A 25,260-nucleotide genomic window follows, 5' to 3' on the forward strand; every position below is an offset into this window, starting at 1 on the left:
TGAATCGCGTAGCGCGCGGCTGAGAGACATAAAAAAACTCCAGTGACAGTTACTATCACTGGAGTTTGACAGCTCCACTTGATCGGTCAATGGATCGCTAAATTATTTCTTAACTGATCAGCATTGCGCTATAGCAGCGGGCTTTTTTGTAAGGTGAGTCTGCTCGCGCTGAATAGCCAAGAATCTGCGCTTACTTGAGCAGAAATGGCTATTCAAGTGGGGCGAAAACCTGTATTATTTAGTTTACATATTCATTTGTTTTGAGTGGGACATGCGTCTAGAGATCACCTGTGAAGATCGCCTGGGGCTATGTCAGGATGTACTACAAATTCTGCGAGCTCATGAAATTGACCTACGTGGCATAGAGGTCGATACCAAAGGCAAGATTTACTTAAACTTCCCCGAGTTAGCGTTTGAAGATTTTCGCCATTTAATGCCCGAAATTCGCCGTATCCCCAACGTACAAGACGTCAAAACCGTCCCTTATTTACCCTCTGAACGTGAACACTTTGAATTTAACTTGCTGTTATCGACCTTGCCCGACCCGGTGTTGTCTGTCGATAGCAAAGGGCGTATCGATATCATTAACGACGCCGCCAAAGATCTGCTGACCGGCAAACAAGAAAATATCCAAGGTGAACAGGTTAGCCAATACGTAAACGGCTTCTCCATCGCGCGTTGGTTAGAAAAGTCACCGACCGATCCAGTGGTTGAACAAGTGAGCATTGGTAGCAGCCAATATTACGCAACGCTGTTGCCGATTTGGGTGAACGACGACACCGGTAAAGATGCGTTCGCCGGTGCGGTACTAACCTGTCAGTCGGAACCCGTGACCGAGCAGTGGCAGCGTGGGGAAAACTTTGACGCCTTTAACCATCTGATTTGCGATCACCCCAGCATGCGTAACCTGCTAAAAGACGCAGCACGGATGGCGGAGCTCGATGCCGCCTTGTTAATCGAAGGTGAAACGGGCGTCGGTAAAGAGTTGCTTGCTCGTGCCTGCCATTTTGCCAGCGCGCGCCATGATTCACCGTTACTGGCGATCAACTGTGCCGCGTTACCCGATAACGTGGCAGAGAGCGAATTATTCGGCCATGCTGCTGGCAGTTTGACGCATCACAGTGAAGCAAAGAAAGGCATTCTCGAGCAAGCTGAGGGTGGCACCGTTCTACTCGACTCTGTAGGCGAAATGTCGATTGGCCTACAAGCCAAGTTATTGCGCTTTTTAGAAGACGGAATGTTTCGTCGTATTGGTGAAGAACGTGAAGTCAGCGTTGATGTGCGAATCATCTGTACAGCGCAAGGCAGCCTTTACGAGCAAGTCGAGCAGGGGCGTTTTCGCGAAGATTTATACTACCGCTTAAATGTATTGGCACTGGCTATTCCGCCGTTACGAGAGCGCAAGAGTGACATTATTTTACTGGCCGAACATTTTGTTGCGGAAGCCTGCAAGAAACTCGGGCGTAGTCAGGTTACGTTGACTCGGAGTGCCAAAGACACGATCAAACGTTATCAATGGCCGGGTAATGTGCGGCAATTAGAAAACACACTGTTCCGCTCTATTTCGATGCTTGAGGGTGACCGCTTAGAAGCGGCGCATCTGCGCCTGCCAGAATTGCCCAGCGAAGAAGATAAACTGGCGGTCGACTTAGAAGATGGCACCTTAGATGAGGCGGTCCGCAAGTTTGAGAGTACCATTTTACGACGTTTGTACCCCAGCTATCCCAGTACTCGTCAATTGGCGCGAAAATTAGGGTTATCGCATACTGCGGTCGCCAATAAACTGCGTGAGTACGGTATTGGCAAACAACGGCAGCGCAATAAGCGTAAACCTGAGCAGACAAAAAGCACCTAATGTAGTGTTTTGTTTACATAAAAATTGATGCAAAGGCCGCTAGTTAGCGGCCTTTGTTTTATCGTAGTGAAAATTTTACAGTTGCGATTGCAAGCTAGGCTCTGACTGGATGCGCAAGAAACTAGGCAGTTCAGGCGCTAACGCGCTAAATTTATAGCGATAACGAAAAACCGCGAGGCCGCAAACTAAGCAGCGGCCCGATGAACACAAGAGGAAAGTAGTATGAGCGAGCAAAATTATAACCCGTTAAACACCGACGGATTCGAATTTGTTGAATACACCGCGCCTGACCAAGCGGGTATTGATGCATTGAAAGATTTGTTCGATAAGCTGGGCTTTACTGAAGTTGCCAAGCACAAGAGCAAGCAGGCTTGGTTATTCAAACAGAATGACATTAACTTTGTGATCAACGCTGAACCTCACGGTCAAGCCGCAGAGTTTGCTAAAGCCCATGGTCCAAGTGTGTGCGGTATGGCATGGCGCGTAGCTGATGCGAAACAGGCATTGCAACATGCGGTAGATAATGGTGCGAAAGCATTCGACGCCGAACAAGGCGTGGTAGAGACCGCTCCAGCCGTGTATGGCATTGGTGAGAGCGTGTTGTACTTCATCGACAATTACAAAAATCACGATGTCTACAAAGAGACCTTCGACTTCTATGAGAACTGGGAAGCGAAGATGAAAGACCACGCTGCGGGTCTGTATGAAATTGACCACCTGACCCACAACGTTTTCCGTGGCAACATGGACACTTGGGCAGGCTTTTATGAACGTATCGGTAACTTCCGTGAAATCCGCTACTTCGACATCGAAGGTAAACTGACAGGCCTATTGAGCCGCGCAATGACCGCGCCTTGTGGCAAAATTCGCATTCCAATCAACGAATCCCACGACGATAAGTCACAAATCGAGGAATACCTGCGCGAATACAACGGCGAGGGTATCCAGCATATCGCCCTAACTAGCGATAACATCTACAAAACCGTGAAAGACTTGCGTTCAATCGGTATGGAGTTCATGGACACGCCAGAAACTTACTACGAGAAAATCGATGAGCGTGTGGAAGGCCACCAAGAAGATGTCGCGGCATTGCGTGAACAACGCATTCTGATTGACGGCGCGCCAATGAAAGATGGCATCTTGCTGCAAATCTTCACCCAAACGGTGATTGGTCCGGTGTTCTTTGAGATCATTCAGCGTAAAGGCAATGAAGGCTTTGGTGAAGGTAACTTTAAAGCCTTGTTTGAGTCGATTGAAGAAGATCAAATCCGTCGTGGAGTGTTAAGCGATGCGTAAATGGATCAGCTTTCCGAAACAGGTTGGGTCTGCCTCACGGCAGGCTCACGCCGACTTTCCGGAGCAAGCGATCTATGAACGTGAAGCGGGCCGTAGTGGTTTTTTCGGGCCCGCTACTCACTTCCATCATCAGCATGCTCCTACCGGTTGGAGCGAGTGGGAAGGGGAGTTGCGCCCACGCGCCTTCGACTTTAACCAGTTAATGGCGATCGATCTGGCTAGCCCTTGGGCGGTGCCATTGTTATTGCACAATGCACACTGCAAATTCCGCTTGTGGCACTGCAAAGAAAACATGTCCGCTTTAGTGCGCAATGCCGACGGTGATGATTTACTGTTTGTGCATGAGGGCAGTGGTCATTTGTACTGTGATTACGGGCATATTGCATTAACCAAAGGCGATTACTTCGTTATTCCACGCTCTACCATGTGGCGTTTAGAGCCTAATGGCACCATGGAATTGCTAATGATCGAGGCCACCAATGGTTCTTACCGATTGCCAGAAAAAGGCTTAGTAGGTAACCACGCGATTTTTGATCCCGCGGTGCTCGATACCCCAGAAATCGACGATGAATTCAAAGCGCAGTACAGCGAAGAGCAGTGGCAAGTGCAGGTTAAACGGCATGATACCGTTTCAACCATCACTTACCCATACAATCCGCTCGACGCGATTGGCTGGCATGGCGATTTAGCACCAGTGCGGTTGAATTGGCGAGACATCCGGCCGTTGATGAGCCACCGCTATCACTTACCACCATCGGCGCACACCACTTTTGTGGCAGAGCGCTTTGTGGTTTGTACCTTTGTGCCGCGTCCCATCGAATCTGACCCAGGCGCACTCAAAGTGCCGTTTTACCACAACAACGACGATTACGATGAAGTGCTGTTTTATCACGAAGGCGATTTCTTTAGCCGTGATAATATTGACCGTGGCATGGTAACCTTCCATCCGGCTGGATTTACCCATGGTCCGCACCCGAAAGCGTTTAAAGCAGGGCGTGAGCATAAAAAGACATTCACTGACGAAGTGGCGGTTATGTTAGATACCCGCGACGCACTGACGATGGGCGAAGCGGCATTAGCCGTGGAAAACCCAGATTACGTCTACAGTTGGCAGGAGAAAAAATAGCTTATGAAATTGGCGACTTATAGAAATGGAACACGTGACGGCCAGTTAATGGTAGTCAGTCGCGATTTACGCAAAGCCGTTGCTGTACCAGCAATTGCCTCGTGCATGCAGGAAGTGTTGGACGACTGGGATGGCTGTGCACCACAGCTTGAAAAAGTCTACAACCAATTAAATGACGGTGCGGTTAACGATGCCGTAGCGTTCGACGAAACCCTGTGTGAATCGCCGTTACCACGCGCTTACCAATGGGCTGACGGCAGCGCTTACGTGAACCACGTAGAGCTAGTTCGCAAGGCTCGTGGTGCCGAAATGCCGCCAAGTTTCTGGGAAGACCCGTTGATGTACCAAGGTGGATCGGACGACTTTTTAGGGCCGCGCGACGACATTGAAATGGGCAGCACCGACTGGGGCATCGACTTTGAGGGCGAAATTGCCGTTATTACCGATGATGTACCTATGGGCATTGATGCTAAATCGGCGGGTCAACACATTCGTTTGTTGATGTTGGTGAACGACGTTTCTCTGCGCGGTTTAATCCCAGGAGAATTGGGCAAAGGCTTTGGCTTTTTCCAGTCTAAGCCGTCTTCAGCATTTTCTCCGGTTGCGGTAACACCGGACGAGCTAGGTGCCGCATGGCAAGACAACAAAGTACATCTGCCACTGTTGTCAGAATACAACAATAAAGCCTTTGGTAAACCAAACGCGGGTGAAGACATGACCTTTGACTTTGGTCAGTTAGTTGCTCACGCGGCCAAAACTCGCCATTTAGGTGCGGGCGCTATTATTGGCTCAGGCACGGTGTCGAATAAACAGGGCACCGAACACGGTACGTCGATTGCGGAAGGTGGCGTGGGCTATAGCTGTATCGCGGAAGTGCGTATGATCGAAACGATTCGCGATGGCAAGCCGACCACCCAATTTATGCAATTTGGCGATCGTATTCGGATTGAAATGAAAGATGCCGATGGTCAATCGATTTTTGGAGCGATTGACCAAAGCGTAGTCAAATACGACGGTCCACAGTCATGAAGCTATATGGATACTGGCGCTCCAGCGCCAGTTATCGGACGCGTATCGCGCTTAATCTCAAAGGATTAGGTTACGATTACGAGCCGGTACATCTGGTTAAAGATGGTGGGCAGCAAAAGCAGCCTGCTTATCAGCAACTAAACCCGGCACAGCTGGTTCCAACCTTGGTCGACGGCGACGTGGTATTAAACCAATCGCTGGCGATCATTGAATACCTAAACGAGGAATACCCTGATCCAGCGTTGCTGCCAACTGCGGCGAAAGACAAAGCCCTAGTTCGCGCGATGGCGTACGATGTCGCTTGTGAGCTACAGCCGCTGACGAATCTACGGGTGTTGCAGTATTTAACCGGACCACTGGGGTTAGCGGAAGAGCAGAAAATCGCGTGGGTAAAAAACTGGTTTGCGACCTGTTTTAGCGGTTTAGAAAAGCGTTTACAGAAGCATTCCGGTGAATATTGCTTTGGCGATGCAGTGACGTTGGCCGATGTCTGCTTAGTGCCACAGATGTATAACGCCGAGCGTTTTCAGGTGGATTTGTCAGACTATCCATTAATTGCGACCATTAGTCAGCGCTTGAAAGCTTTGCCGGCCTTTGCCGAGGCGGCACCAGAACGCCAGCCAGACGCGCAAATCTAATTAAGTCGTTGGAATTAGACCGCTCGTCGTGTTGTGACTCGCAACCACGAGCGGTTTTTGTTTTAATGCGGATAGCATAACAACCGAATGAAGGATTATCCGCATGATCAAATCACGCCTTGTGGTTGCTGTAAGCTTAGCGCTGCTTACCGGGGCTTGTGCTTCAACCTCGACCAGCACAGCGTTGGAAAACCAGCCGCAAAACACGCCGAAACCTGCCACTGTGCAGACCGAAGCGCTAGCCTCAGCGACCGGTACTGCTGACCTAACCATTGAACAAATCATGGCTGACCAAGATTGGATTGGTCGGGAACCGCAGTCGGCGTTTTGGAGCCCTGATGGCAAAGACATCCTGTTCTACCAAAAGCAACAAGGCAGTGAGTTACGCGATCTGTATCGTATCGCTAATGCCAGCGGCGCGGCAGTAAAAGTCCCACTGAGCGAGTGGCACCAATATGCTTATGACGACATTGTACGCAATCGTGCAGCGGGGTGGGTAGCGTACACTTTCGAGGGCAACATTCTTGTGCTTGATAACGCCGGCCAACTGAAGCAGTTGACGCGTGACGATGAACGCCAGTATCAGTTAGCCTTGCTGGCTGATGGTCGCTTAGCTTACCGTGAGGGTGACGCCTTATTCGCGATGGATGTCACCACAGGCAGCCGTCAGCAGCTATTAAGTGTAAAAATGGCGGATCAGCCAAAAGCCAATAAAGCCCCAGACGACTATATTGCCGAAGAGCAACAAAAGCTCATTCAATTTATTCAAAAGCAGCGTCGCGATAGGGCTGAACGGTTTGAACGCGAGCAACAACTGCGGCAACAGAACGCGTCGATGACGGCAGCTCCATTCTATTTGGGTGATAATCAAGAGTTGGTCGCGCTGAGTTTATCGCCAAATGCAAAATATGCGCTAGCAGTAATTAGCGAACCTACCAGTTGGCGCGATGATGGCGACATCATGCCAAACTATGTGGCAGAAGATGGTCGCATTGAAATTGAGCACGTGCGTCGTCGCGTTGCAGATGCTAAACCGGTGAATCAGCAATTGGTATTGCTAGACCTTACTACGCATCAACAGACCCCGTTAACCTACAATACGCTTCCAGGCTGGAACGAAGATGTATTGGCGGCAGTCAAACGCGAAAACGCCAAAGCGCAAGGTGAGAGTTACCAGAGCCATAAAGCGCCGCGCGCTATCCAGTTAATGCAAGACTGGTATTGGGACCAAAGTGCAATTCAATGGACTGCAGATGGTAACCAGGTTGCAGTGATGCTGGAAGCTTGGGACAACAAAGACCGATGGATCGCCACGGTAGACTTTGCCGGCAAGCGCTTAGATTCGCAGCACCGCCTGCATGACGATGCGTGGATCAATTACGATCACAATCAGTTTGGTTGGTTACCCAACAGCAAAACGCTGTGGTTCCAGTCCGAGCAAGACGGCTATTCGCACCTGTATACTAAGGCCATTGGCGGTGACAGCAAGCAACTCACCAAGGGCTCGTTTGTGGTGGAAAACGCGACCTTGTCAAACGATGGCAACACGCTGTATTTCAAAGCCAATAAGCCGCACCCCGGTAACTACGAGATTTATTCGGTAGCTACCAATGGCGAGAGCGGGATCAAGGCAATTACCGATTTAGGCGGCTTTAACGATTTCCAGCTCAGCCCGGATAATCAGCGGCTCATTATCACCCATTCTGCCGCACTTCAGCCGCCTGAGCTATACAGTAAGGCGCTGAGCGATAGCGGCAAAGCCAAGCGCTTGACCCATACGGTATCGGAAAAATTTGAGAGTATTGACTGGACTGCGCCAAGTATTGTTGCAGTACCCTCTAGCCACGTTGATCGACCCATCTATTCACGCGTGTACTTCCCGAAAGATTTTGACCCCAACCGTGCACAGCAGTATCCAGCGGTGGTCTTTATTCACGGCGCGGGCTATCTGCAAAATGCCCATATGGGTTGGTCGTTGTACCAGCGTGAATTCATGTTCCACAGCTTTTTGAATAAACACGGCTATGTAGTTTTAGACCTCGATTATCGCGGTTCTAAAGGTTATGGTCGCGATTGGCGCACAGCTATTTATCGGCAAATGGGCACGCCAGAAGTTGAAGATTTGGTCGATGTAGTCGATTGGTTGGGCGACAACGCGCATGTTGACACGCAACGTGTTGGCACCTACGGCGGCTCATACGGTGGTTTCCTGACGTTTATGGCGTTATTTAAAAAGCCAGGCCTATTCCAAGCGGGTTCAGCGTTACGTCCGGTAACGGACTGGGCGCACTACAATACAGGCTATACCGCGAACATCCTTAATTTGCCGCAGAACGACCCGATTGCTTACCGTCGCTCATCACCCATTTACTTTGCCGATGGTTTGCAAGATGCGTTGTTGATCAACTCGCCGATGGTGGATGACAACGTGTTCTTCGAAGATGGTGTGCGTTTGGTTCAACGCTTGATTGAGTTGGAAAAACAAGATTGGGAAACGGCGATTTATCCTGTCGAGCCACATGGTTTCCGCCAACCGTCGAGCTGGCTTAACGAGTATCGCCGTATCTTTAAATTATTTGAAGAAAACCTTAAATAATCATTGTTGGCCAAATGCAGAGCGCAGGGTGCGCTTGCCAATAACGTAATAGGCTAGACCGGCAAGTAAACCTGCGCCATGCAACCAGCCCACTTTGTCGCCGACAAAGTGGCTGGGTTGCCAGCCTAGAATTTCTGCCAACACTTTTACGCAAATCACCGTAATGGCTGCTATCGCTATCCATCTGCGGTCGTCCGCTAAACGTAATACGCTGCAAATAAATAACCCATGCAATACCGCCGAGAGGCCGACAAAGCTAATTACCGAACCAGAAATCCAAGCCAAGCCCCAAACAATTAAGCCACTAATCGCTGAAATAATGATCAGGCCGTTGATGAGATCGCGAGCGCTCCAGTAGTCCATGGTCAGTAACACCAGCAAGCACAGTGCGGCACTGTTCATGGCAACGTGGCTCCATGAGAGGTGTACCCAGGGGGTAGTGATAAGGCTCCACACCTTAAAGCGGGCAGGGTCAGAATAAAACACCAAGACATCCTGCCATTGGTCTTGTTGTTGTAACCAAAATGCCAGAACGACTAATCCAGCCAGTAAAGCAATTAATGCAATGCGCGACCTTGTCATTATGTTATCTCGTTGCGTTCAAAGAAGAGGCTTCGTATGATAACGACAAACGCTTGCTGAACACAAAGAGGATCTATGAAGTTTCGTATTGCGAGTTTAGTGGTATTGATGCAGCTCAGTGCATGCTCTCCAGCACCGCAGCAAAGCACGCCTGAGCGTGAAGTAAGAGAACCTGAAGCAGCAACGGGTTTTGCCGACAATGAAGCGGTAGAAACCGAAAAATTTATGGTGACCGCGGCTAATCCGCATGCGGTAGAAGCCGGTTATCGTGTGCTCAAGCAGGGCGGAAGTGCGGTTGATGCCGCGATTGCGGTGCAAGCGATGTTGGGCCTTGTGGAACCGCAATCTTCCGGTATTGGTGGTGGTGCATTTATTCTCTACTGGGACAATAACGAACACAAGTTGTATACCATTGATGCGCGTGAAAAGGCGCCGAAGGCTGCGACACCCGCGTTGTTTTTGGATGAAAATGGGGTAGCACCGAAATGGATCGAAGCCGTTGTTGGCGGTCGCTCAGTGGGTGTACCTGGGGTTTTACGAGGGCTAGAATTAGCCCACAACAAATGGGGTAAGATGCCATGGGAACCCCTATTTAAAGACGCGATTGCGCTCGCTAATAAAGGCTTTGAAGTGTCCCCACGGCTGTCGAAACTCGTCTCTATGGTAATGAACCCGGGCTTACCTAAAATGCCGGTGGCCAGCGCCTACTTCTATCCCGATGGAGAGCCGTTGCAGGCGGGGGATATTCTGGTAAACAAACCCTATGCGCGTAGCTTAACCATGATTGCAGAGCAGGGGGCCGATGCGTTTTACACAGGTCCGCTGGCTAAGCAAATTGCCGATGCGGTGCAAAACAGTCCAATTCATCCAGGACTGCTCTCGGTCGAAGATTTGGCCAACTATCACGCCAAACTGCGCGAACCCGTGTGTGGTGAATATCGGCAGTATACTGTCTGCGGTATGGGACCACCGAGTTCTGGCGGCATTACCACCCTTCAGACGCTGGGAATTTTAGAGAATTTTGCAGTGCCCGACATGCCCGTCAATGGTGAACAGTTTGCTCATGTATTCACCCAAGCTTCGCGCTTAGCGTTTGCCGATCGCAACCAATGGATTGCGGATACCGACTTTGTTGATGTGCCAATCGATAAAATGCTGAATAAAGATTATCTGGCACAGCGAGCCACCCTGATCGGCGAAAAAGACATGGGCAAAGCACAGCCAGGTGAGTGGTTGGAACCAGAAAAAGCGCAAGATGTTGCCTATGAACTGCCAAACACCAGCCACATAACGATTGTCGATGCTGAAGGCAATGTGTTGTCAATGACCACCAGCATCGAGATGGGTTTTGGCTCGACGGTGATGACCGGTGGGTTCCTGCTGAATAACCAATTAACCGATTTCTCATTGAACCCGAAAATCGATGGCCATTGGATTGCCAACCGGGTTGAAAGTGAAAAACGTCCACGTAGTTCTATGTCACCTACCATTATTCTGAATAAGGATGGCAGTAAAGTATTGCATGCCCTAGGTTCGCCAGGCGGTAGCCGTATTATCAACTACGTAACGCAAACGGCGATTGGGTTGATGGACTGGAAATTAAATATGCAACAGGCCATAGACTTAGGGCATATTACTAACCGTAACGATTATACGGCGCTAGAGCAGGGTACTGACGTCGCTAAGCTGGCGGAAAAGCTCAAAGCTCGTGGTCATGATGTGAAAGTGATGGATTTAAACAGTGGCTTGCACGGTATTAGTTTGCTCAGTAATGGCAAATTGCAAGGTGGCGCCGATCCCCGCCGTGAAGGCATTGTGATGGGAGAATAATGGATGAAAAAGCTATGGACTGTATTGGCATTGGTGACGATGCTCGCCGCCTGCTCAAAGGATGAGGTTCCATTAGCACCGCAGTCGACACCATCGCTGGCTGCGGTCAATTTCTTTGATGCTCTGTATAACCAGCGCGATTTAGCTGTGGCCGAAGATTTTGCCACTGGTGAAGCCAAAGAGTTGCTCGAACATTATGGCTCGGTGAGCTCGGTGCAGCGCTATGTCATGAGTCAGTATTACGACGATGTTCATTTGGAAGTGGACGAGTCGAGTGTACAACCGTTTCAGGACAGTGGTGATAGAACCCAACTCACCATGATGTTCGATGGATACCATAATGGTGACCACATAGAAGAAATTCGTGAAATCGTCCTGATCGAATATAAAGGTAAGTGGTACGTACAAAAAATCCTGGACAAGCGATATCACTAAATGAACCCAAAACAACAACAAGAAGCGCTGGCGAGTGATGTCGATCCGCGCCATATCGTTACCGAAAAAGCCTTTCAAGTGCATCCGCGGTTGCTGGGTAAGCCCTTAGCGGGTCCTTGGCGCCGTCTTTTCGGTATCTGTATCGATGGTTTGGTGGTAGTGACGCTATCTAACTTAGGTGAGTCCTATCAGCTAACTGTTGCGGGGATTTTACTCTGGTGGTTGGGGCGAGCGCTTTATGGTCGGCATAAGCGGCCGAAGCTCAGCCGTACGCTGCGAATTATAGGCCCTATTATTTGTTTAATCGGTGCACTTGCTTTGGTTGGCGGTGACTGGCAGTGGTTTATGCCGAGCCTGCAGCAAAAATCAGAACAGCTTGAACAAGCGCTGCAACAACAACCGGTACAACAATCCGACCGCACTGAAGCCGCGCAAACGGATATTAGCAAAGATCCTTCCACAATGACTGAGGATGAGAAAAACGCTGAACTTGCGAAACAGTGGCAGCAAGCACTGAAGCAAGTTGCTGAACAGCAAAAACAAGAGGCCAATGAAAATGATGAACAGCAAGGCGCTGCGCATAGCGTTATTGCTTGGATAAAAGGTATTTTGTCCGATTTAGGCATCGGCTTTGGTTGGGCGGCGTTTTACTTCACCATTTTAACCTCGTTAACCCAAGGTCAGACGTTAGGGAAAAAATTATTGGGTATGCGTGTAATTCGCTTGGATGGCCGCTACTTAACGTTATGGGATGCGTTTGGACGATATGGTGGGTATGGTGCCGGAATTGCGACAGGTTTACTCGGCTTTCTGCAGATATTTTGGGACCCAAACCGTCAACCCATTCACGATAAAATCTCTTCGACGGTAGTGGTGTTATCTGATCGTCAGGCCAAGCAGGTTGACCTGACGGAAGAATAATGTCGATTAAACTTTCTTTTTATCGGTGTAAGGTGGCCAACCCATCGCTTTACCTGCTAATAAGTGCAGGTGAAGGTGGTAAACGGTTTGACCGCCATCTTCATTGCAATTCATCACTAACCGGTAACCATCTTTAGCAAAACCGTATTGGCTCGCAAGTTTGCTGGCAACAACGTATAAATGGCCGACAAGGTGAGCGTTGTCTTCGTTAACGTCGTTAACGGTTGCAATGGCTTGCTTTGGAATAATTAAAAGGTGAACGGGCGCTTGTGGGTTGATGTCTTTAAATGCCAGCGAGAGCTCGTCTTCGTAGACGATATCCGCAGGAATTTCGCGCCGAATAATTTTGCTGAATAAGGTGTCTTCCGCCACGGCAATATCCTTTACTGTTACCGATTAAAACGAAAGATTACCATACTATTGGAGCTGATTAATGTCATCTGCCAGAGTAGGCTTAGTTCACTTTTTCTAGCAGTTGATAGGTATCGGCTTGGCGCCCAGCAAAGATGACATCGATCAGTGGATGTTGGATGTCCGCCTGACTGCCATCATGTTCCAGCAGTTCTTCACTCACATAGGTTTGAATAGAGGAATTATTTACCAGTACCTGGTACCAAGGTTGGCTTTTGTCTGGCCGGGTGGTCGCCATTTTGTCGTACCAGTTGTCAGATAACGAAAACTCGGCATCGACGTCGATGATCACGCCACGATAGCCGTAAAGGCTGTGTCGGACCACTTCACCTATTGCATGTTTCGCATAAACCACCATCAGCTCCCCCTCATCGCGGTTTTTGGTTACTTTCGAACCTTATCGGCAATAAAGGGGGAATCTGTAGGATATTTACACGATTTTACATCACCCGCATGCCGGGTTCTGCACCATTGTGCGGATTCAAAATATAAATCTCTTCACCGCCAGGCCCTGCGGCTAACACCATGCCTTCAGACACTCCAAAGCGCATTTTCCGCGGCGCTAGGTTAGCCACCATAACGGTCAGTTGACCAATCAATTTTTCTGGTTGATAAGCCGACTTGATACCCGCAAACACTTGCCGCGTTTCGCCACCTAAGTCTAGGGTCAACTTTAATAACTTATCGGCACCTTCAACGTGTTCTGCGTTAGCAATACGAGCAACACGTAGATCCACTTTGGCGAAGCTGTCAAAATCAATAGTATCGGCAATCGGTTCTTCGCTCAGGTGTTTATTCGTTGCCACCGCTGCTTCGCTGGTGGCGGGCTGTTGTTCTTTCGATGCGTCAATCATGGCTTCAATATCTTTCATGTCGATGCGCTGCATGAGCGCTTTAAATGGATTAATCGCGTGGTTGGTGAGCACTTGTTGTGCACTTGCCCAAGTAAAGCGATCGTTTAAGAAAGCTTGTACACGTTCGGCTAGTTCCGGCACAACAGGTGTTAAGTACACCATCAGAATGCGGAATAAATGGATACCTAGTGAGCAAATGTCATGGACCTCTTGCTCTGCACCTTCTTGTTTAATCAGTTGCCAAGGCTCTTTGTCGGCTATGTATTGGTTGGCACGGTCTGCTAATGCCATGATTTCACGCATAGCTTTGGCAAATTCGCGTTGTTCGTATGCCGTAGCGATACTATCTTGGGCCTTTTGGAAGTCTTCTAACAAGGCCGAATCAGCGACATCAGCGGATAACTTACCGTTGAATTTTTTCTGAATAAAGCCGGCGCAGCGTGAGGCGATATTAATCACTTTCCCGACCAAGTCAGCATTCACGCGTTGGGCAAAGTCAGTGAGGTTGAGATCCAAATCGTCAATACGATTGGTTAACTTGGCAGCATAGTAATAGCGCAGGTATTCTGGATTTAAATGGTCCAGATAGGTCCGTGCCATAATGAAAGTGCCTTTCGACTTCGACATTTTGGTGCCGTTGACGGTGATAAAACCGTGCGCCCAAACGTTAGTGGGTTGGCGGAAGTCAGCACCTTTCAGCATCGCTGGCCAGAACAGACTATGGAAGTAAATAATGTCTTTGCCGATGATGTGGTATACCTCGGCATCGCTGTTAGGCTGCCAAAAGTCGTCCCAATTGGCTAGGCCTGTGCTATCACAGTAGTGTTTAAAGCTACTCATGTAGCCGATAGGCGCATCCAACCAGACATAAAAGTACTTGCCGGGCGCATCAGGAATCTCGAACCCAAAGTAAGGCGCGTCGCGAGAAATATCCCAACGCTGCAAACCTTGTTCAAACCATTCATTGAGTTTATTAGCCATTTCATCTTGCAGCGACCCGGAGCGAGTCCATGCCTTCAACATGTCTTCAAAGGCCGGCAAGTCGAAAAAGTAATGTTCAGACTCGCGCAGTTCTGGAGTAGCGCCTGATACTACCGAACGAGGGTTCTTCAATTCAGTGGGGGCATAAGTGGCGCCGCAAACATCACAATTGTCGCCGTATTGATCGTCAGCACCACACTCAGGACAGGTTCCTTTAACAAATCGGTCTGGTAAAAACATCGACTTTTCAGGGTCGAATAACTGCTCGATGGTTTTCGTTTTAATGTGGCCCGCATCGCGTAAGCGCGTATAAATGGTTTCGGCTAACTCGCGGTTCTCAGGACTGTGAGTAGAGTAATAATGGTCAAAGTTTACGTGGAAATCGGCGAAATCGGCCTCATGCGCTTGCTGCATGTCGGCAATCATTTGCTCCGGTTTAATCCCTAATTGCTGTGCCTTCAGCATAATTGGCGTGCCGTGAGCATCGTCGGCGCACATGTAATGGCATTCATGGCCACGCAGTTTTTGAAATCTTACCCAGATATCCGCTTGCACATAGCCTAACATGTGGCCTAAGTGGATAGGGCCGTTGGCGTATGGAAGGGCGTTGGTCACCAATATTTTTCGTTTCGTTTGGCTCATCAATTGGTCTGCTTCTTCTGATTCGCAAAAGTGATAATTTTTATGCCGTTTTTGTGCGGCGAATTGGCTATGCATGTTACCATAGCCCTGCGTAGATACGAAGCCTATGGAGGGACAAAACCGTGACATCAGTTGGTTCGACAGAGCAGCAATTCTGGCAAGCACTGAACGAGGTATCGGCACCCGAATTAGGCGGTCAAGTTGCTGCTGAATGGGTCAGTGTGGAGGGCAAGCAAGCGACCTTAACAGTGCCGTTCGCGGTCACCGACGAGAGTTTGCAACCCTTGCAACAGCACGCGGTGTTAGGCCAATGGCAATGGCAGAAGCAAATAAAGGTCGCCAAGTTACGCAATTCTCAGCCTGATCTGCCAATGACGTTTGGTAATGTCATTGTCGTTTCGTCCGGCAAGGGCGGCGTGGGGAAGTCTTCTGTTAGTGTCAATTTAGCGCTTGCATTGCAGCAAATGGGCGCTAAAGTCGGTTTGCTCGATGCCGACATCTACGGTCCTTCAATCGCCACCATGATGGGCGGCCAAGACAGTCCGTTAGAATTTACCGAAAACAATAAGATGTTGCCCAAACAGCGTTGGGACATTGCGGTTAACTCATTGGGCTATCTAGTGCAGCCCGGGGATGCCACGATTTGGCGAGGTCCCATGGCAAGTGGGGCACTGCAGCAGCTTTTCAATGATACGCGTTGGGGCAGCTTAGATTATTTGATCGTTGATATGCCGCCAGGCACGGGAGATGTGCAACTTACCTTAGCGCAGAAACTGCCGGTAACCGGTGCAATCGTTGTTACTACACCGCAAACCATTGCCTTAGCTGACGCCGAGAAAGGCATCGCCATGTTCAATAAAGTCTCGGTACCGTTAGTTGGCATCATCGAAAATATGAGTTATTTTTCTTGTCCGAGTTGTGGCCATGAAGAGCCGATATTTGGCAGTGAAGGCGGCCTAAGAGTCGCTAAAGAACATAATATCCCATTGTTAGGGCAGTGGCCGTTGCAACGGCAATTGCGCGAAAGTTTAGACGGTCAACAACCGTTTATTCGGCAACATCCTGAGCATCCGCTGGCACGCGAAATTTTTGCGACTGCGCAGCGTACCGCTCGGCACTTGTATTTTCAGCGTCAGGCCGAGAGCCAATAACGGCCGTTTTAAGGAACACCATGCGATTAACAGATAGACAAATAAAACAGCATTTAGCCGACGGCATTATTGGTGTTGAACCAAGCCCTGACGCGGCTGACATTTCTGGGGTGACTCTCGATATTCATTTAGGTAATCAATTCCGCGTATTGCAGGATCACGCTGCCCCTTATATCGATATCAGTGGTTCGCGAGAAAGCATTGAAAGCGCTATCGAAGAAGTGATGAGCGATGAAATTGTCTTAACCGATGATCGCGCGTTCTTTATTCATCCGGGTGAGTTTGCGTTAGCGGTGACGGCGGAATCCATTACCTTGCCAGACAACATGGTTGGTTGGCTAGACGGCCGTTCTTCGCTGGCGCGTTTAGGTTTGATGGTACACGTGACCGCGCACCGCATTGATCCTGGTTGGTCTGGACAAATCGTGCTGGAATTCTTCAACAGCGGAAAGTTGCCGTTGGCGTTGCGGCCAAATATGAAAATTGGCGCAATTAGCTTTGAACCGCTGAGCGAGTCTTGCGAACGGCCATACAACAAACGCTTAGATGCGAAATACAAAGGCCAGCAAGGCGCTGTTGCGTCGCGTATTTCTGCGGACGGCGCTTAGCGGTAAAGCGTCTGTACGGCACGGTCCAGCGCTTGCAACAAAGCAACGCGCTGGTGCCGATGGGGCATTCCTTCTTCGCTAACAACACCTGTAATAATCGGCAGTTTCACCGAACTATCGGCATTCGCAGAAACCACCACATCAACCAATTGATGGCCGACTTGCTGTGCCATCCAGTCGAGCCGTTCGGCCAAGGTTAAATCGCCAGCAGGGCCGTATTCGGCGACCAAATTATCCACAAAAACCACTTTCGCTTTGCTGTCAGCGATGGCTTGTGCAATTTCAGGCACCAGTAGCGGCGGCATTACCGAAGTCATAAAGCTGCCGGGTCCAAGAATGACTAAGTCACTTCGTTGCAGATGATGAATGGCTTCTGGTGTGGCTTTAACATCGCCCTGCAAACGCAATTGGTTCGGCATTTTAGTCAACGCATCAATATGGATTTCGCCGTAACACTCAAGCCCTTCGTGGGTATCCGCGATTAAATCAGTGGGAGTTTCCGACATTGGTAACAAGCGATTATCGATATTGAGTAAGCCACTGAGTAGTTTAATGCCGTCCAACGGACGCGCTGAAAGCTGATCCAACGTATATAGCAATAGGTTGCCAAAATTGTGTCCGGCCAGCGATGTTCCTTCAGCAAAGCGGTAATTTAGTACGTCGGTTGCCAGTGGCTGTTCGGCTAATTGCGACAAACAGTTGCGAATATCGCCCCAAGCTATGCAGTGATGTGATTCTCGCAACAGGCCCGTCGCACCGCCGTTATCAGTTGTTGCTACAATGCCAACCAGTTTGTGCTTCATAAATGACAGCGTCGACAATAACCGACCTAAGCCATGGCCTCCGCCAATGGCGGTTACTCGACGTAACGACTCTAATTGCATGTCAGCTCCTGCTGCAGTTTCAGGGCAAGAAGATAGCGAAGTTGAGGCTATCATGGCAAGCCTTGGTATACGCTTTGCGCTCACTATGTGACAATAAACGGAGTTTCAAGCGGAGTTAAGCTATGCAGTTGGAAAGCCAATTTGCTTCAGAGTTCCCAGAGTTGTGCGATACAGATTGTCCGCGCGATGCGGTCCCGATCGCTGAAACGGTATTGAGCAATTCCCGATTGAGTCAACAGTGGCAGCTTAGCGATATCGATTGGGCTAGCTTTTGCCAACAGCGAGTCAGTGACGGTAGCGTGATTGCACAAAAATACGCGGGGCATCAGTTCGGTCATTTCAACCCTTACCTGGGAGATGGCCGTGGGCTCTTATTGGGCGAATATAAAGCCCCATCAGGAGAGTGGTTTGACTGGCATTTAAAAGGTGCTGGAACCACCGCTTTTAGTCGCGGCGGAGATGGCCGAGCGGTATTGCGCTCCTGTATTCGTGAATGGCTGGGCAGCGAGGCCATGGCATCATTGGGCGTGGCCTCAACACGCGCCCTCGCGTTACTCAGCTCCGGTGAAGCTGTACAACGCGAGCGAGTAGAACCTGGTGCGCTGTTATTGCGAGCGACGCCTACCCATATTCGTTTTGGTCACTTTGAACATTGTTTGTATCGCAACTTAACGGACACCGCGGAGCGCCTTTATCGCTTTACTATTCGTCAGAATTGGCCTGATCTCGAAGTGGATGATCATCAGGCGTGGTTCAATAGAGTGGTTGATAACACGGCAAAAATGATCGCGGGTTGGCAGGCGTTTGGGTTTGTTCATGGGGTAATGAATACCGACAATATGAGCATTCTCGGCGAGACGTTCGATTATGGTCCTTATGCGTTTTTTGATCGCTACCTTCCCGAAAAAATCTTTAATCATACTGATCAAAACGGTCGTTACCGTTTCGATCGTCAACCCTCCGTTGCGTTGTGGAATTTACAACGCTTAGCCCAGGCATTGGCGCTATTCATGGATGGTGAGGTGTTAAGTGCTGGCTTAGCCAGTTTTGAGACACGCTTGCAACAGCACTATGCCGCTATTATGAGTCAACGTTTAGGCTTACCGAGTGAACTAGAGAGCCACGTACAGAGCAAACTGATCGCCGGATGGTTAGCATTGTTAGAGCAGCAACAGGCTGACTATACGCAAAGTTTCTGGTTGTTAGAGCACCCCTATAGCGATGCGGCACTATTTACTGATGAGTTCGGTCGTTATTGGTTATCAGAATACCAAGCTGCTGTGGGTAATGCAGAACAACCGCAGTTAGCCCAATTTAACCCCAGTGTGGTTGCGCGCACGCACCAGTTACAGCGAGTGATTAACGCTGCAGAGCAGGGCGATTACCAACCGTTAAAGGACTTTTCTGCGGCCTTGCAACAGCCGTTTGACGCTACGCTGCGTGACAGTGAATGGGCGCAAGCACCGGAAACGGAATGGCCTGAGGGGCAATTATCCTGTTCTAGTTGAGATTGATGTGTAAAGTATCGGTAAAATCATGAATGGTTGAAGGTGATCACAGTCTAGACTGAAGGGAACTAACCAACGAAGGACGATATTATGATGTTACGTAACCTTACTTATACTGCAGCTTGCTTAGGCGCGGCGACGTTATTAACCGCCTGTGGTGGCGGTGATGAAAACAGCTCAGTAGAACGGACTGCACAATTTAACTTGGCAGTGAGTGATGCACCTGTCAGTGACCTTGATGCTGTGGTTGCTTGTTTTTCTGCCGTAGAGTTAATGACTGATGGTGGACCCGTCCAATTTGATGTGGGTGTGGGTGCCGACATTGAGCCGAACGATGTGTGTACCGATGACCAAGGCAATCCGGTGGAAAACACTCGCGGCATTAACTTACTAGAATTTACCGGCTCTGACTCAACCGACTTGTTGGCCGGTGCAGAAATTGATGCCGGTGACTATTCTCAATTACGCTTAGTCATGGACAGCGCGTCATACGTGGGTCGCGATACGGATGATGACGGTACGATCGACGAAACCTTTGCGTTAACCGTGCCATCCAACGAACTCAAACTTGATGGTTTTACCGCGGATGCGGGTGGCAACTTGTTCTACACCGTAGAGTTTGATTTGCGCAGTAGTCTCGTAAATCCGGTCGGGCAAGATGGCTACTTTTTAAAACCTCGGGGTGTACGCTTAGTCAACAACGCCGAAGTGGGCACCGTTTCTGGCAACGTTGCCGAAACCATTTTAATTAACAACCAGTGCACGGTAGCACCAGAAGATACGTCAACGCCGGTTGCTAATGTCTACCTTTATCAAGGTGCGGACTTAGGATTAGACAGCCTTGCCGATATGGGTGGTGCAGAAGAGAATGCACCGTATGCTAGCACCAGCGTGTATTTTGATGGTGTCGACAGCTATGACTATGAAATTGGCTTTGTCGCGACGGGAGACTACACCGTAGCTATTACCTGTGATGACGAAGCGGATCCAGAAGCCGACGACGATGTCACGTTTTTGCAAGCGCAAAATGCAACGGTATCGAACGAAGCGACCGTTACTGTAGACTTCTCTGCACAAGCGCAGTAAAACATTTCAGCGATAAAATGAGGGTGCCAGCCGATTGCGGCTGGCATTTTTTTTTGAGTTACGACAGAATCAGACCCTCTACCTCTACATAATATCAAGAGTAAATCGATGAACGCTGCAACCATTTCAAAGTATTTGCTTGCCGGGCTGGCTGTTATTTCAGCAGCGGTAGCTGCTCAACAGTATCCTGTCCCAGAGCCACAGCAGTTTGACACCACTCAAGTATGCTTGGCTGACATTGCTGAGCCGATAACCGTTGAACTTGCGGAAACGGAAGAACAACATGCGCGTGGATTAATGGAACGGGAATCACTGCAGGATTATCACGGTATGTGGTTTAAATACCCGAGCGACCGTCCTGGTTATGCTGGATTTTGGATGTTTCACACGCTAATTCCGCTAGATATTGCTTATTTAGATAGCGACGGCAAAATCGTTGCTGCTTTCACAATGTTGCCGTGTAAGAGTGACGATCCACGCCAGTGCCGTGCATACAACCCAAACAAAACCTATCGTTCAGCCATCGAACTACCGGCGGGATTTTTATCCCGTCACGACATTCGTATGGGTGACAGACTGCGCCAGTCCAGCGATGGCAGTTGCGCGACTTCATCACAATAACAAGAAAGGACGTTAAGCCATGAAGAAGACGTTATTGAGCTTAGCGGCGATAGCACTACTCAGTGCTTGTGGAGCGGAGCAAGCAAGCTCAGGCCCAGCCGCAAAAGCTGACTTAACAGATACCGCGTTTAATCCAAATTTTAGTGATTATTTAAAGACTTTATCGTCGGATGAGTTCGGTGGCCGCGAGCCAGCCTCTAAAGGCGGCGAACTCACCGTTTCCTTCATCGAAAACTACTTCAAAGAGTGGGGACTACAGCCATATAATCAAGAAACTGGCAGTTACCGCCAAGAAGTGCCGTTAATGAAGTTAATTCCGTACAAAGTGTCTGCATTAACAGCTCAGGCTGGCGATCAGTCACTGACCTTCAACTACCGTACTGAAATGACCGCATGGACACCAAAAACCGATAAAAAGGTCACCCTAGAGGGCAGTGATATTGTCTTTGTGGGTTACGGTATTGTTGCCCCAGAATATCATTGGAACGACTACGCAGGACTTGATGTAAAAGGCAAAACGGTTGTTATGCTGGTCAATGACCCAGGTTATGCCACCGGCAACGATAAGCTATTTAACGGTAATGCCATGACCTACTATGGTCGTTGGACGTATAAATATGAAGAAGCCATGCGCCAAGGTGCAAAAGCCGCATTCGTGATTCACGAAACTGGCCCTGCAGGTTATGGCTGGGGCGTTGTTGCGGGTGGTTCACCAGTGCGCTTTGCCTTGAATAAAGGCGACCAAGCCGACGCTAATCTAGCCGTAGAGGGCTGGATTACTGCCGATGCCGCTGACCAAATGTTCAAGCATATCGGTAGCTCGCTAGCGCAAATGAAAGCGAAAGCGTTGGAAAAAGGTTTTCAAGCAACACCTCTGAATTTGACAGCAAACATGACCATTGATAACAAAGTTGAGTTTTTGTCGTCGAATAATGTGGTGGGTTTTATCAAGGGTAGTAAGCACCCTGAGCAACACGTATTGTATGTCGCGCACTGGGATCACTTAGGCACCGACCCAATCCGTGCTGATGATCCAATCTACAATGGCGCACAGGATAATGCTACCGGCACCGCAGGGTTAATGGCTATTGCGGAAAAATTCGCTAAAGCTCCGCAACCGGAACGTTCTATTGTGTTTGTGGCTGTAACGGCGGAAGAGCAGGGACTATTGGGTTCTGAGTGGTATGCGAACCATCCCATGTTGCCCCTGGGTAAAGCCGTTGCTGGCATCAACATGGATGTCTTAAATGTCTACGGCCCAATGCGAGACATGGTGATGGTTGGGTACGGTAACTCGGAGTTAGACGATATTGTGCAACCTTACTTAGCCGAACAGGGACGTTATTTGCGTCCAGAGCCGACGCCAGAGAAAGGTTTCTTCTACCGTTCAGATCATTTTAACTTTGCCAAGAAAGGTGTACCAATGCTTTATGCCGAGGGTGGTATTGAGCATGTCACTAAAGGCAAAGAGTACGGTGAGAAGATGCATGAAGAGTATATTAATGTGGCCTATCATAAGCCTGCTGACGAATACGATCCGAACTGGGATCTGCGTGGCGCGCAACAAGACTTAGCCGTTTACTATGCGGTGGGTCGTGAACTGGCAAACAGTGAAAAATGGCCGGCTTGGACACCGGGCAATGAGTTTGAAGCGATTCGCCAACAGTCAGCTGAGATGCGCGACGGCAAATAGGCAGAAAGAGTTTACACCTTGTCTTGAAAAAAAGCCGTGACTAGCTGTCACGGCTTTTTTATTTACAGTATCCTGATTGGGTCAAAAGCTAATCGTAGGGGTCTATTGCGATGTTGGATTCGTTCGATGCGCTCAGTTTGGCGAGGTTTCAGTTCGCCTTTACGGTCGCATTTCACATCATTTTTCCTGCCTTCTCTATCGGCTTAGCCAGTTTTTTGGCAGTAACCGAAGCCTTATATTTAAAAACCCGCAATCCGGTTTATCAAAAAATGTGGCGCTACTGGGTGAAGATTTTCGCTGTAGTGTTTGGTATGGGCGTGGTTTCGGGGTTGGTCATGAGCTACCAGTTTGGCACTAACTGGAGCGTATTCTCTGATAAAGCAGGACCGGTTATCGGTCCATTAATGGGCTATGAAGTGCTTACCGCGTTTTTCCTCGAAGCAGGCTTTCTTGGCGTGATGCTATTTGGCATGAACAAAGTTGGCGAAAGGCTGCATTTTTTCGCCACTATCATGGTAGCAATTGGTACAGCAATTTCGGCATTTTGGATATTGTCAGTGAATAGTTGGATGCAGACCCCGGCGGGTTGGGCGCTCAACAGTGATGGCCAATTTATTGCTAAAGATTGGTTTGCGGTTATTTTTAACCCATCGTTTCCTTACCGCCTGATGCACATGGTCGTGGCAGCTTACCTGACCACAGCAATGATGATTGGCGCAGTCGGGGCATGGCATTTATTGCGTGACTCGAGCTCTGCAGTGGCGCGTAAAATGTTTTCCATGGCGATGTGGATGGCATTGATTGTTGCACCCATTCAAGCGTTCATTGGCGATATGCATGGCCTAAACACCCTAGAGCACCAGCCAGCCAAAGTCGCGGCTATGGAAGGGCATTTTAAAACGGAGCCGGGTGCGCCCCTGTATTTATTTGGTTGGCCAAACATGGAAACGGCTGAGGTGGACTACAGCATTGCCATACCGAATGGCGCCAGCTTAATTCTGACCCATTCATTAGATGGTGAGTTCGCTGGGCTGGACCAGTTCCCACGGGAGCAATGGCCTAACGTGCCATTAGTATTTTGGAGTTTCCGCATTATGGTGGCGATGGGGCTGCTAATGATTCTGCTAGGCGTGATTTCGGCGTGGAAGCGCTGGCGTGGGCGGTTATACCAAAGCCGCTTTTTACACCGTTTTGCGCTATTGATGGCACCGAGCGGTTTTATTGCGGTTATCTCAGGTTGGGTAGTGACAGAAGCGGGTCGCCAACCGTGGACAATTTATGGGTTGTTAAAAACTCACGAATCGGCCTCGCCGATAGCTGCAGAGGGTGTAGCTGGTAGCCTGTTAGCCTTTATTGTGGTGTATTTTTTTGTTTTTGGCGCGGGAGTGTTTTATATCATCCGCAAAATGCGGCAACACCCAGACGATGTGCATGTACCCGATTACGCGGTGCATAAAGGCATAGCGTCAGAATTCTTGATGAACGAGGAGTAACGGCTATGGATTATGCATTAATCTGGGCAGCGTTAATTGCTATCGCAGTATTTGCCTACGTTGCTCTCGATGGCTTCGACCTAGGTATCGCTATCCTGTTTCCCGCGTTTCCTGAAGAGAAACATCGCGATGTAATGATGAACGCCGTTGCCCCAGTGTGGGATGGTAACGAAACTTGGCTAGTGCTTGGCGGTGGTGGCCTGTTAGCGGTATTTCCGCTGGCTTATTCGGTGTTGTTACCGGCGCTGTATATGCCCGTTATCGTTATGCTCTTGGGCTTAATTTTTCGTGGCGTGGCGTTTGAGTATCGCTTTAAAACGCGGCGTGCGAAATTTGTTTGGGACGTCTCGTTTATTGTTGGCTCATGGGCTGCAGCAATGAGTCAAGGCATTATGCTGGGTGCTATTTTGCAAGGGATTTCGGTCACTGGACGGCAATATAGTGGTGGTTGGTTTGATTGGTTGACGCCGTTTACCATTTTTTGTGGCTTAGCGGTGGTTGTAGGATATGTGCTACTAGGCGCCAGTTGGTTGATCATGAAAACCCATGGCGAAATCCAGCAACGCAGTTACCGCTATGCCAGAATTGCTGCGGTTATTTTGGTGTTAGCGATTGCGGCTGTCAGTATCTACTTGCCTGTGGTCGATGAAACTATTGCCAAGCGTTGGTTTACCTTCCCTGCCTCGGCATTGTTCTGGAGCCTGCCAACCTTGTTAGCGATTGTCGCGGTTGGCTTGTTACGATCCCTACGAAAATCGCAGCAAGGACGACCCTACCTGTGGAGTTTAGGACTGTTTTTTATTGCATTCCTCGGCTTTAGCGTAAGTATATTTCCTTATTTGGTGCCGCATGCGATTACCATTTGGGATGCTGCAGCCCCAGAGAATAGCTTGAAGTTTTTATTGGTAGGCGCGGCTTTTCTTATTCCTATCATTTTTGCCTATACCGGTTACACCTATTGGGTATTTCGTGGGAAAATAGACGAATCATCGGGCTATCACGATTAACTGAGGTGTAAGA

At 49.2% G+C, this 25,260-nt stretch carries 22 protein-coding genes; 17 read left to right on the plus strand and 5 right to left on the minus strand.

Features of this window, described 5'->3' with window-relative positions; translation table 11 throughout:
* Positions 1-271: 271 nt before the first annotated feature.
* From tyrR to CWI84_RS00030, 6 genes are all read left to right on the plus strand, one after another.
* Entirely contained in the window at positions 272-1,855 is a 1,584-nt protein-coding gene (gene tyrR, locus CWI84_RS00005; protein WP_126840539.1) for a transcriptional regulator TyrR, read from the plus strand.
* Positions 1,856-2,077: 222 nt separating this feature from the next.
* Positions 2,078-3,151: a 4-hydroxyphenylpyruvate dioxygenase gene (hppD, locus tag CWI84_RS00010; RefSeq protein WP_126840540.1), complete on the plus strand. Its 1,074-nt coding sequence runs from the start codon at positions 2,078-2,080 to the stop codon at positions 3,149-3,151.
* Positions 3,144-4,277, plus strand: coding sequence for a homogentisate 1,2-dioxygenase (locus tag CWI84_RS00015; protein ID WP_126840541.1), 1,134 nt, complete (start codon positions 3,144-3,146; stop codon positions 4,275-4,277). Before hppD ends, CWI84_RS00015 begins: the two co-directional genes overlap by 8 nt.
* Positions 4,278-4,280: 3 nt before the next feature.
* On the plus strand, positions 4,281-5,306 hold the full coding sequence (locus tag CWI84_RS00020) for a fumarylacetoacetate hydrolase family protein (protein WP_126840542.1): 1,026 nt from the start codon (positions 4,281-4,283) through the stop codon (positions 5,304-5,306).
* A complete protein-coding gene (maiA, locus tag CWI84_RS00025; RefSeq protein WP_126840543.1) occupies positions 5,303-5,944 on the plus strand; it encodes a maleylacetoacetate isomerase in 642 nt (213 codons plus the stop codon). Before CWI84_RS00020 ends, maiA begins: the two co-directional genes overlap by 4 nt.
* A gap of 103 nt (positions 5,945-6,047) precedes the next feature.
* Positions 6,048-8,540: a S9 family peptidase gene (locus CWI84_RS00030; RefSeq protein ID WP_126840544.1), complete on the plus strand. Its 2,493-nt coding sequence runs from the start codon at positions 6,048-6,050 to the stop codon at positions 8,538-8,540.
* Here CWI84_RS00030 and CWI84_RS00035 read toward each other — a convergent pair whose 3' ends face one another.
* Complete coding sequence (locus tag CWI84_RS00035) at positions 8,541-9,122, minus strand: rhomboid family intramembrane serine protease (protein ID WP_126840545.1); 582 nt, start codon at positions 9,120-9,122, stop codon at positions 8,541-8,543.
* A 75-nt stretch (positions 9,123-9,197) separates the two neighbouring features.
* Here CWI84_RS00035 and ggt point away from each other — a divergent pair, with 75 nt between their 5' ends.
* Genes ggt through CWI84_RS00050 form a run of 3 tightly spaced genes read left to right on the plus strand, consistent with a single transcriptional unit; the run spans position 9,198 to position 12,308 of the window.
* Positions 9,198-10,952, plus strand: a complete 1,755-nt coding sequence (ggt, locus tag CWI84_RS00040; RefSeq protein ID WP_126840546.1) for a gamma-glutamyltransferase — start codon at positions 9,198-9,200, stop codon at positions 10,950-10,952.
* Between the two features lie 3 nt (positions 10,953-10,955).
* Entirely contained in the window at positions 10,956-11,387 is a 432-nt protein-coding gene (locus CWI84_RS00045; RefSeq protein WP_126840547.1) for a hypothetical protein, read from the plus strand.
* Positions 11,388-12,308, plus strand: a complete 921-nt coding sequence (locus CWI84_RS00050) for an RDD family protein (RefSeq protein WP_126840548.1) — start codon at positions 11,388-11,390, stop codon at positions 12,306-12,308.
* Positions 12,309-12,314: 6 nt separating this feature from the next.
* Here the strand turns inward: CWI84_RS00050 and CWI84_RS00055 are convergent, their stop codons facing one another.
* The 3 genes from CWI84_RS00055 to metG form a co-directional block, all read right to left on the minus strand.
* Entirely contained in the window at positions 12,315-12,680 is a 366-nt protein-coding gene (locus tag CWI84_RS00055; protein ID WP_126840549.1) for a histidine triad nucleotide-binding protein, read from the minus strand.
* An 82-nt stretch (positions 12,681-12,762) separates the two neighbouring features.
* Positions 12,763-13,077, minus strand: a complete 315-nt coding sequence (hspQ, locus tag CWI84_RS00060) for a heat shock protein HspQ (RefSeq protein ID WP_241968682.1) — start codon at positions 13,075-13,077, stop codon at positions 12,763-12,765.
* A gap of 82 nt (positions 13,078-13,159) precedes the next feature.
* Complete coding sequence (gene metG, locus CWI84_RS00065; RefSeq protein ID WP_126840889.1) at positions 13,160-15,196, minus strand: methionine--tRNA ligase; 2,037 nt, start codon at positions 15,194-15,196, stop codon at positions 13,160-13,162.
* 122 nt (positions 15,197-15,318) lie between these two features.
* Between metG and apbC the strand changes: the two genes are divergently transcribed.
* Positions 15,319-16,347 carry an iron-sulfur cluster carrier protein ApbC gene (apbC, locus tag CWI84_RS00070; protein ID WP_241968683.1) on the plus strand — a complete coding sequence of 343 codons (1,029 nt, stop codon included), beginning with the start codon at positions 15,319-15,321 and terminating at the stop codon, positions 16,345-16,347.
* A gap of 20 nt (positions 16,348-16,367) precedes the next feature.
* The gene (gene dcd, locus CWI84_RS00075; RefSeq protein ID WP_126840550.1) at positions 16,368-16,955 is read left to right on the plus strand and encodes a dCTP deaminase; all 588 of its coding nucleotides are present in this window, start codon (positions 16,368-16,370) and stop codon (positions 16,953-16,955) included.
* On the opposite strand, the gene CWI84_RS00080 is transcribed toward dcd, so the two are convergent.
* The gene (locus tag CWI84_RS00080; protein WP_126840551.1) at positions 16,952-17,839 is read right to left on the minus strand and encodes a gluconeogenesis factor YvcK family protein; all 888 of its coding nucleotides are present in this window, start codon (positions 17,837-17,839) and stop codon (positions 16,952-16,954) included. The two genes, dcd and CWI84_RS00080, sit on opposite strands and share 4 nt — an antisense overlap.
* Positions 17,840-17,961: 122 nt before the next feature.
* Here CWI84_RS00080 and CWI84_RS00085 point away from each other — a divergent pair, with 122 nt between their 5' ends.
* From CWI84_RS00085 to cydB, 6 genes are all read left to right on the plus strand, one after another.
* The gene (locus CWI84_RS00085; RefSeq protein ID WP_126840552.1) at positions 17,962-19,347 is read left to right on the plus strand and encodes a protein adenylyltransferase SelO family protein; all 1,386 of its coding nucleotides are present in this window, start codon (positions 17,962-17,964) and stop codon (positions 19,345-19,347) included.
* Positions 19,348-19,437: 90 nt separating this feature from the next.
* Entirely contained in the window at positions 19,438-20,433 is a 996-nt protein-coding gene (locus CWI84_RS00090; RefSeq protein WP_241968684.1) for a DUF4382 domain-containing protein, read from the plus strand.
* A gap of 108 nt (positions 20,434-20,541) precedes the next feature.
* Complete coding sequence (locus CWI84_RS00095) at positions 20,542-21,054, plus strand: DUF192 domain-containing protein (RefSeq protein ID WP_126840553.1); 513 nt, start codon at positions 20,542-20,544, stop codon at positions 21,052-21,054.
* 19 nt (positions 21,055-21,073) lie between these two features.
* Positions 21,074-22,747, plus strand: coding sequence for a M28 family metallopeptidase (locus CWI84_RS00100; protein ID WP_126840554.1), 1,674 nt, complete (start codon positions 21,074-21,076; stop codon positions 22,745-22,747).
* Positions 22,748-22,860: 113 nt separating this feature from the next.
* Positions 22,861-24,240, plus strand: coding sequence for a cytochrome ubiquinol oxidase subunit I (locus CWI84_RS00105; protein WP_198674469.1), 1,380 nt, complete (start codon positions 22,861-22,863; stop codon positions 24,238-24,240).
* Positions 24,241-24,245: 5 nt separating this feature from the next.
* The gene (gene cydB, locus CWI84_RS00110; RefSeq protein ID WP_126840556.1) at positions 24,246-25,247 is read left to right on the plus strand and encodes a cytochrome d ubiquinol oxidase subunit II; all 1,002 of its coding nucleotides are present in this window, start codon (positions 24,246-24,248) and stop codon (positions 25,245-25,247) included.
* Positions 25,248-25,260: the final 13 nt, after the last annotated feature.

The sequence above is a fragment of the Idiomarina tyrosinivorans genome, assembly GCF_003987475.1.
GTDB lineage: Bacteria > Pseudomonadota > Gammaproteobacteria > Enterobacterales > Alteromonadaceae > Idiomarina > Idiomarina tyrosinivorans.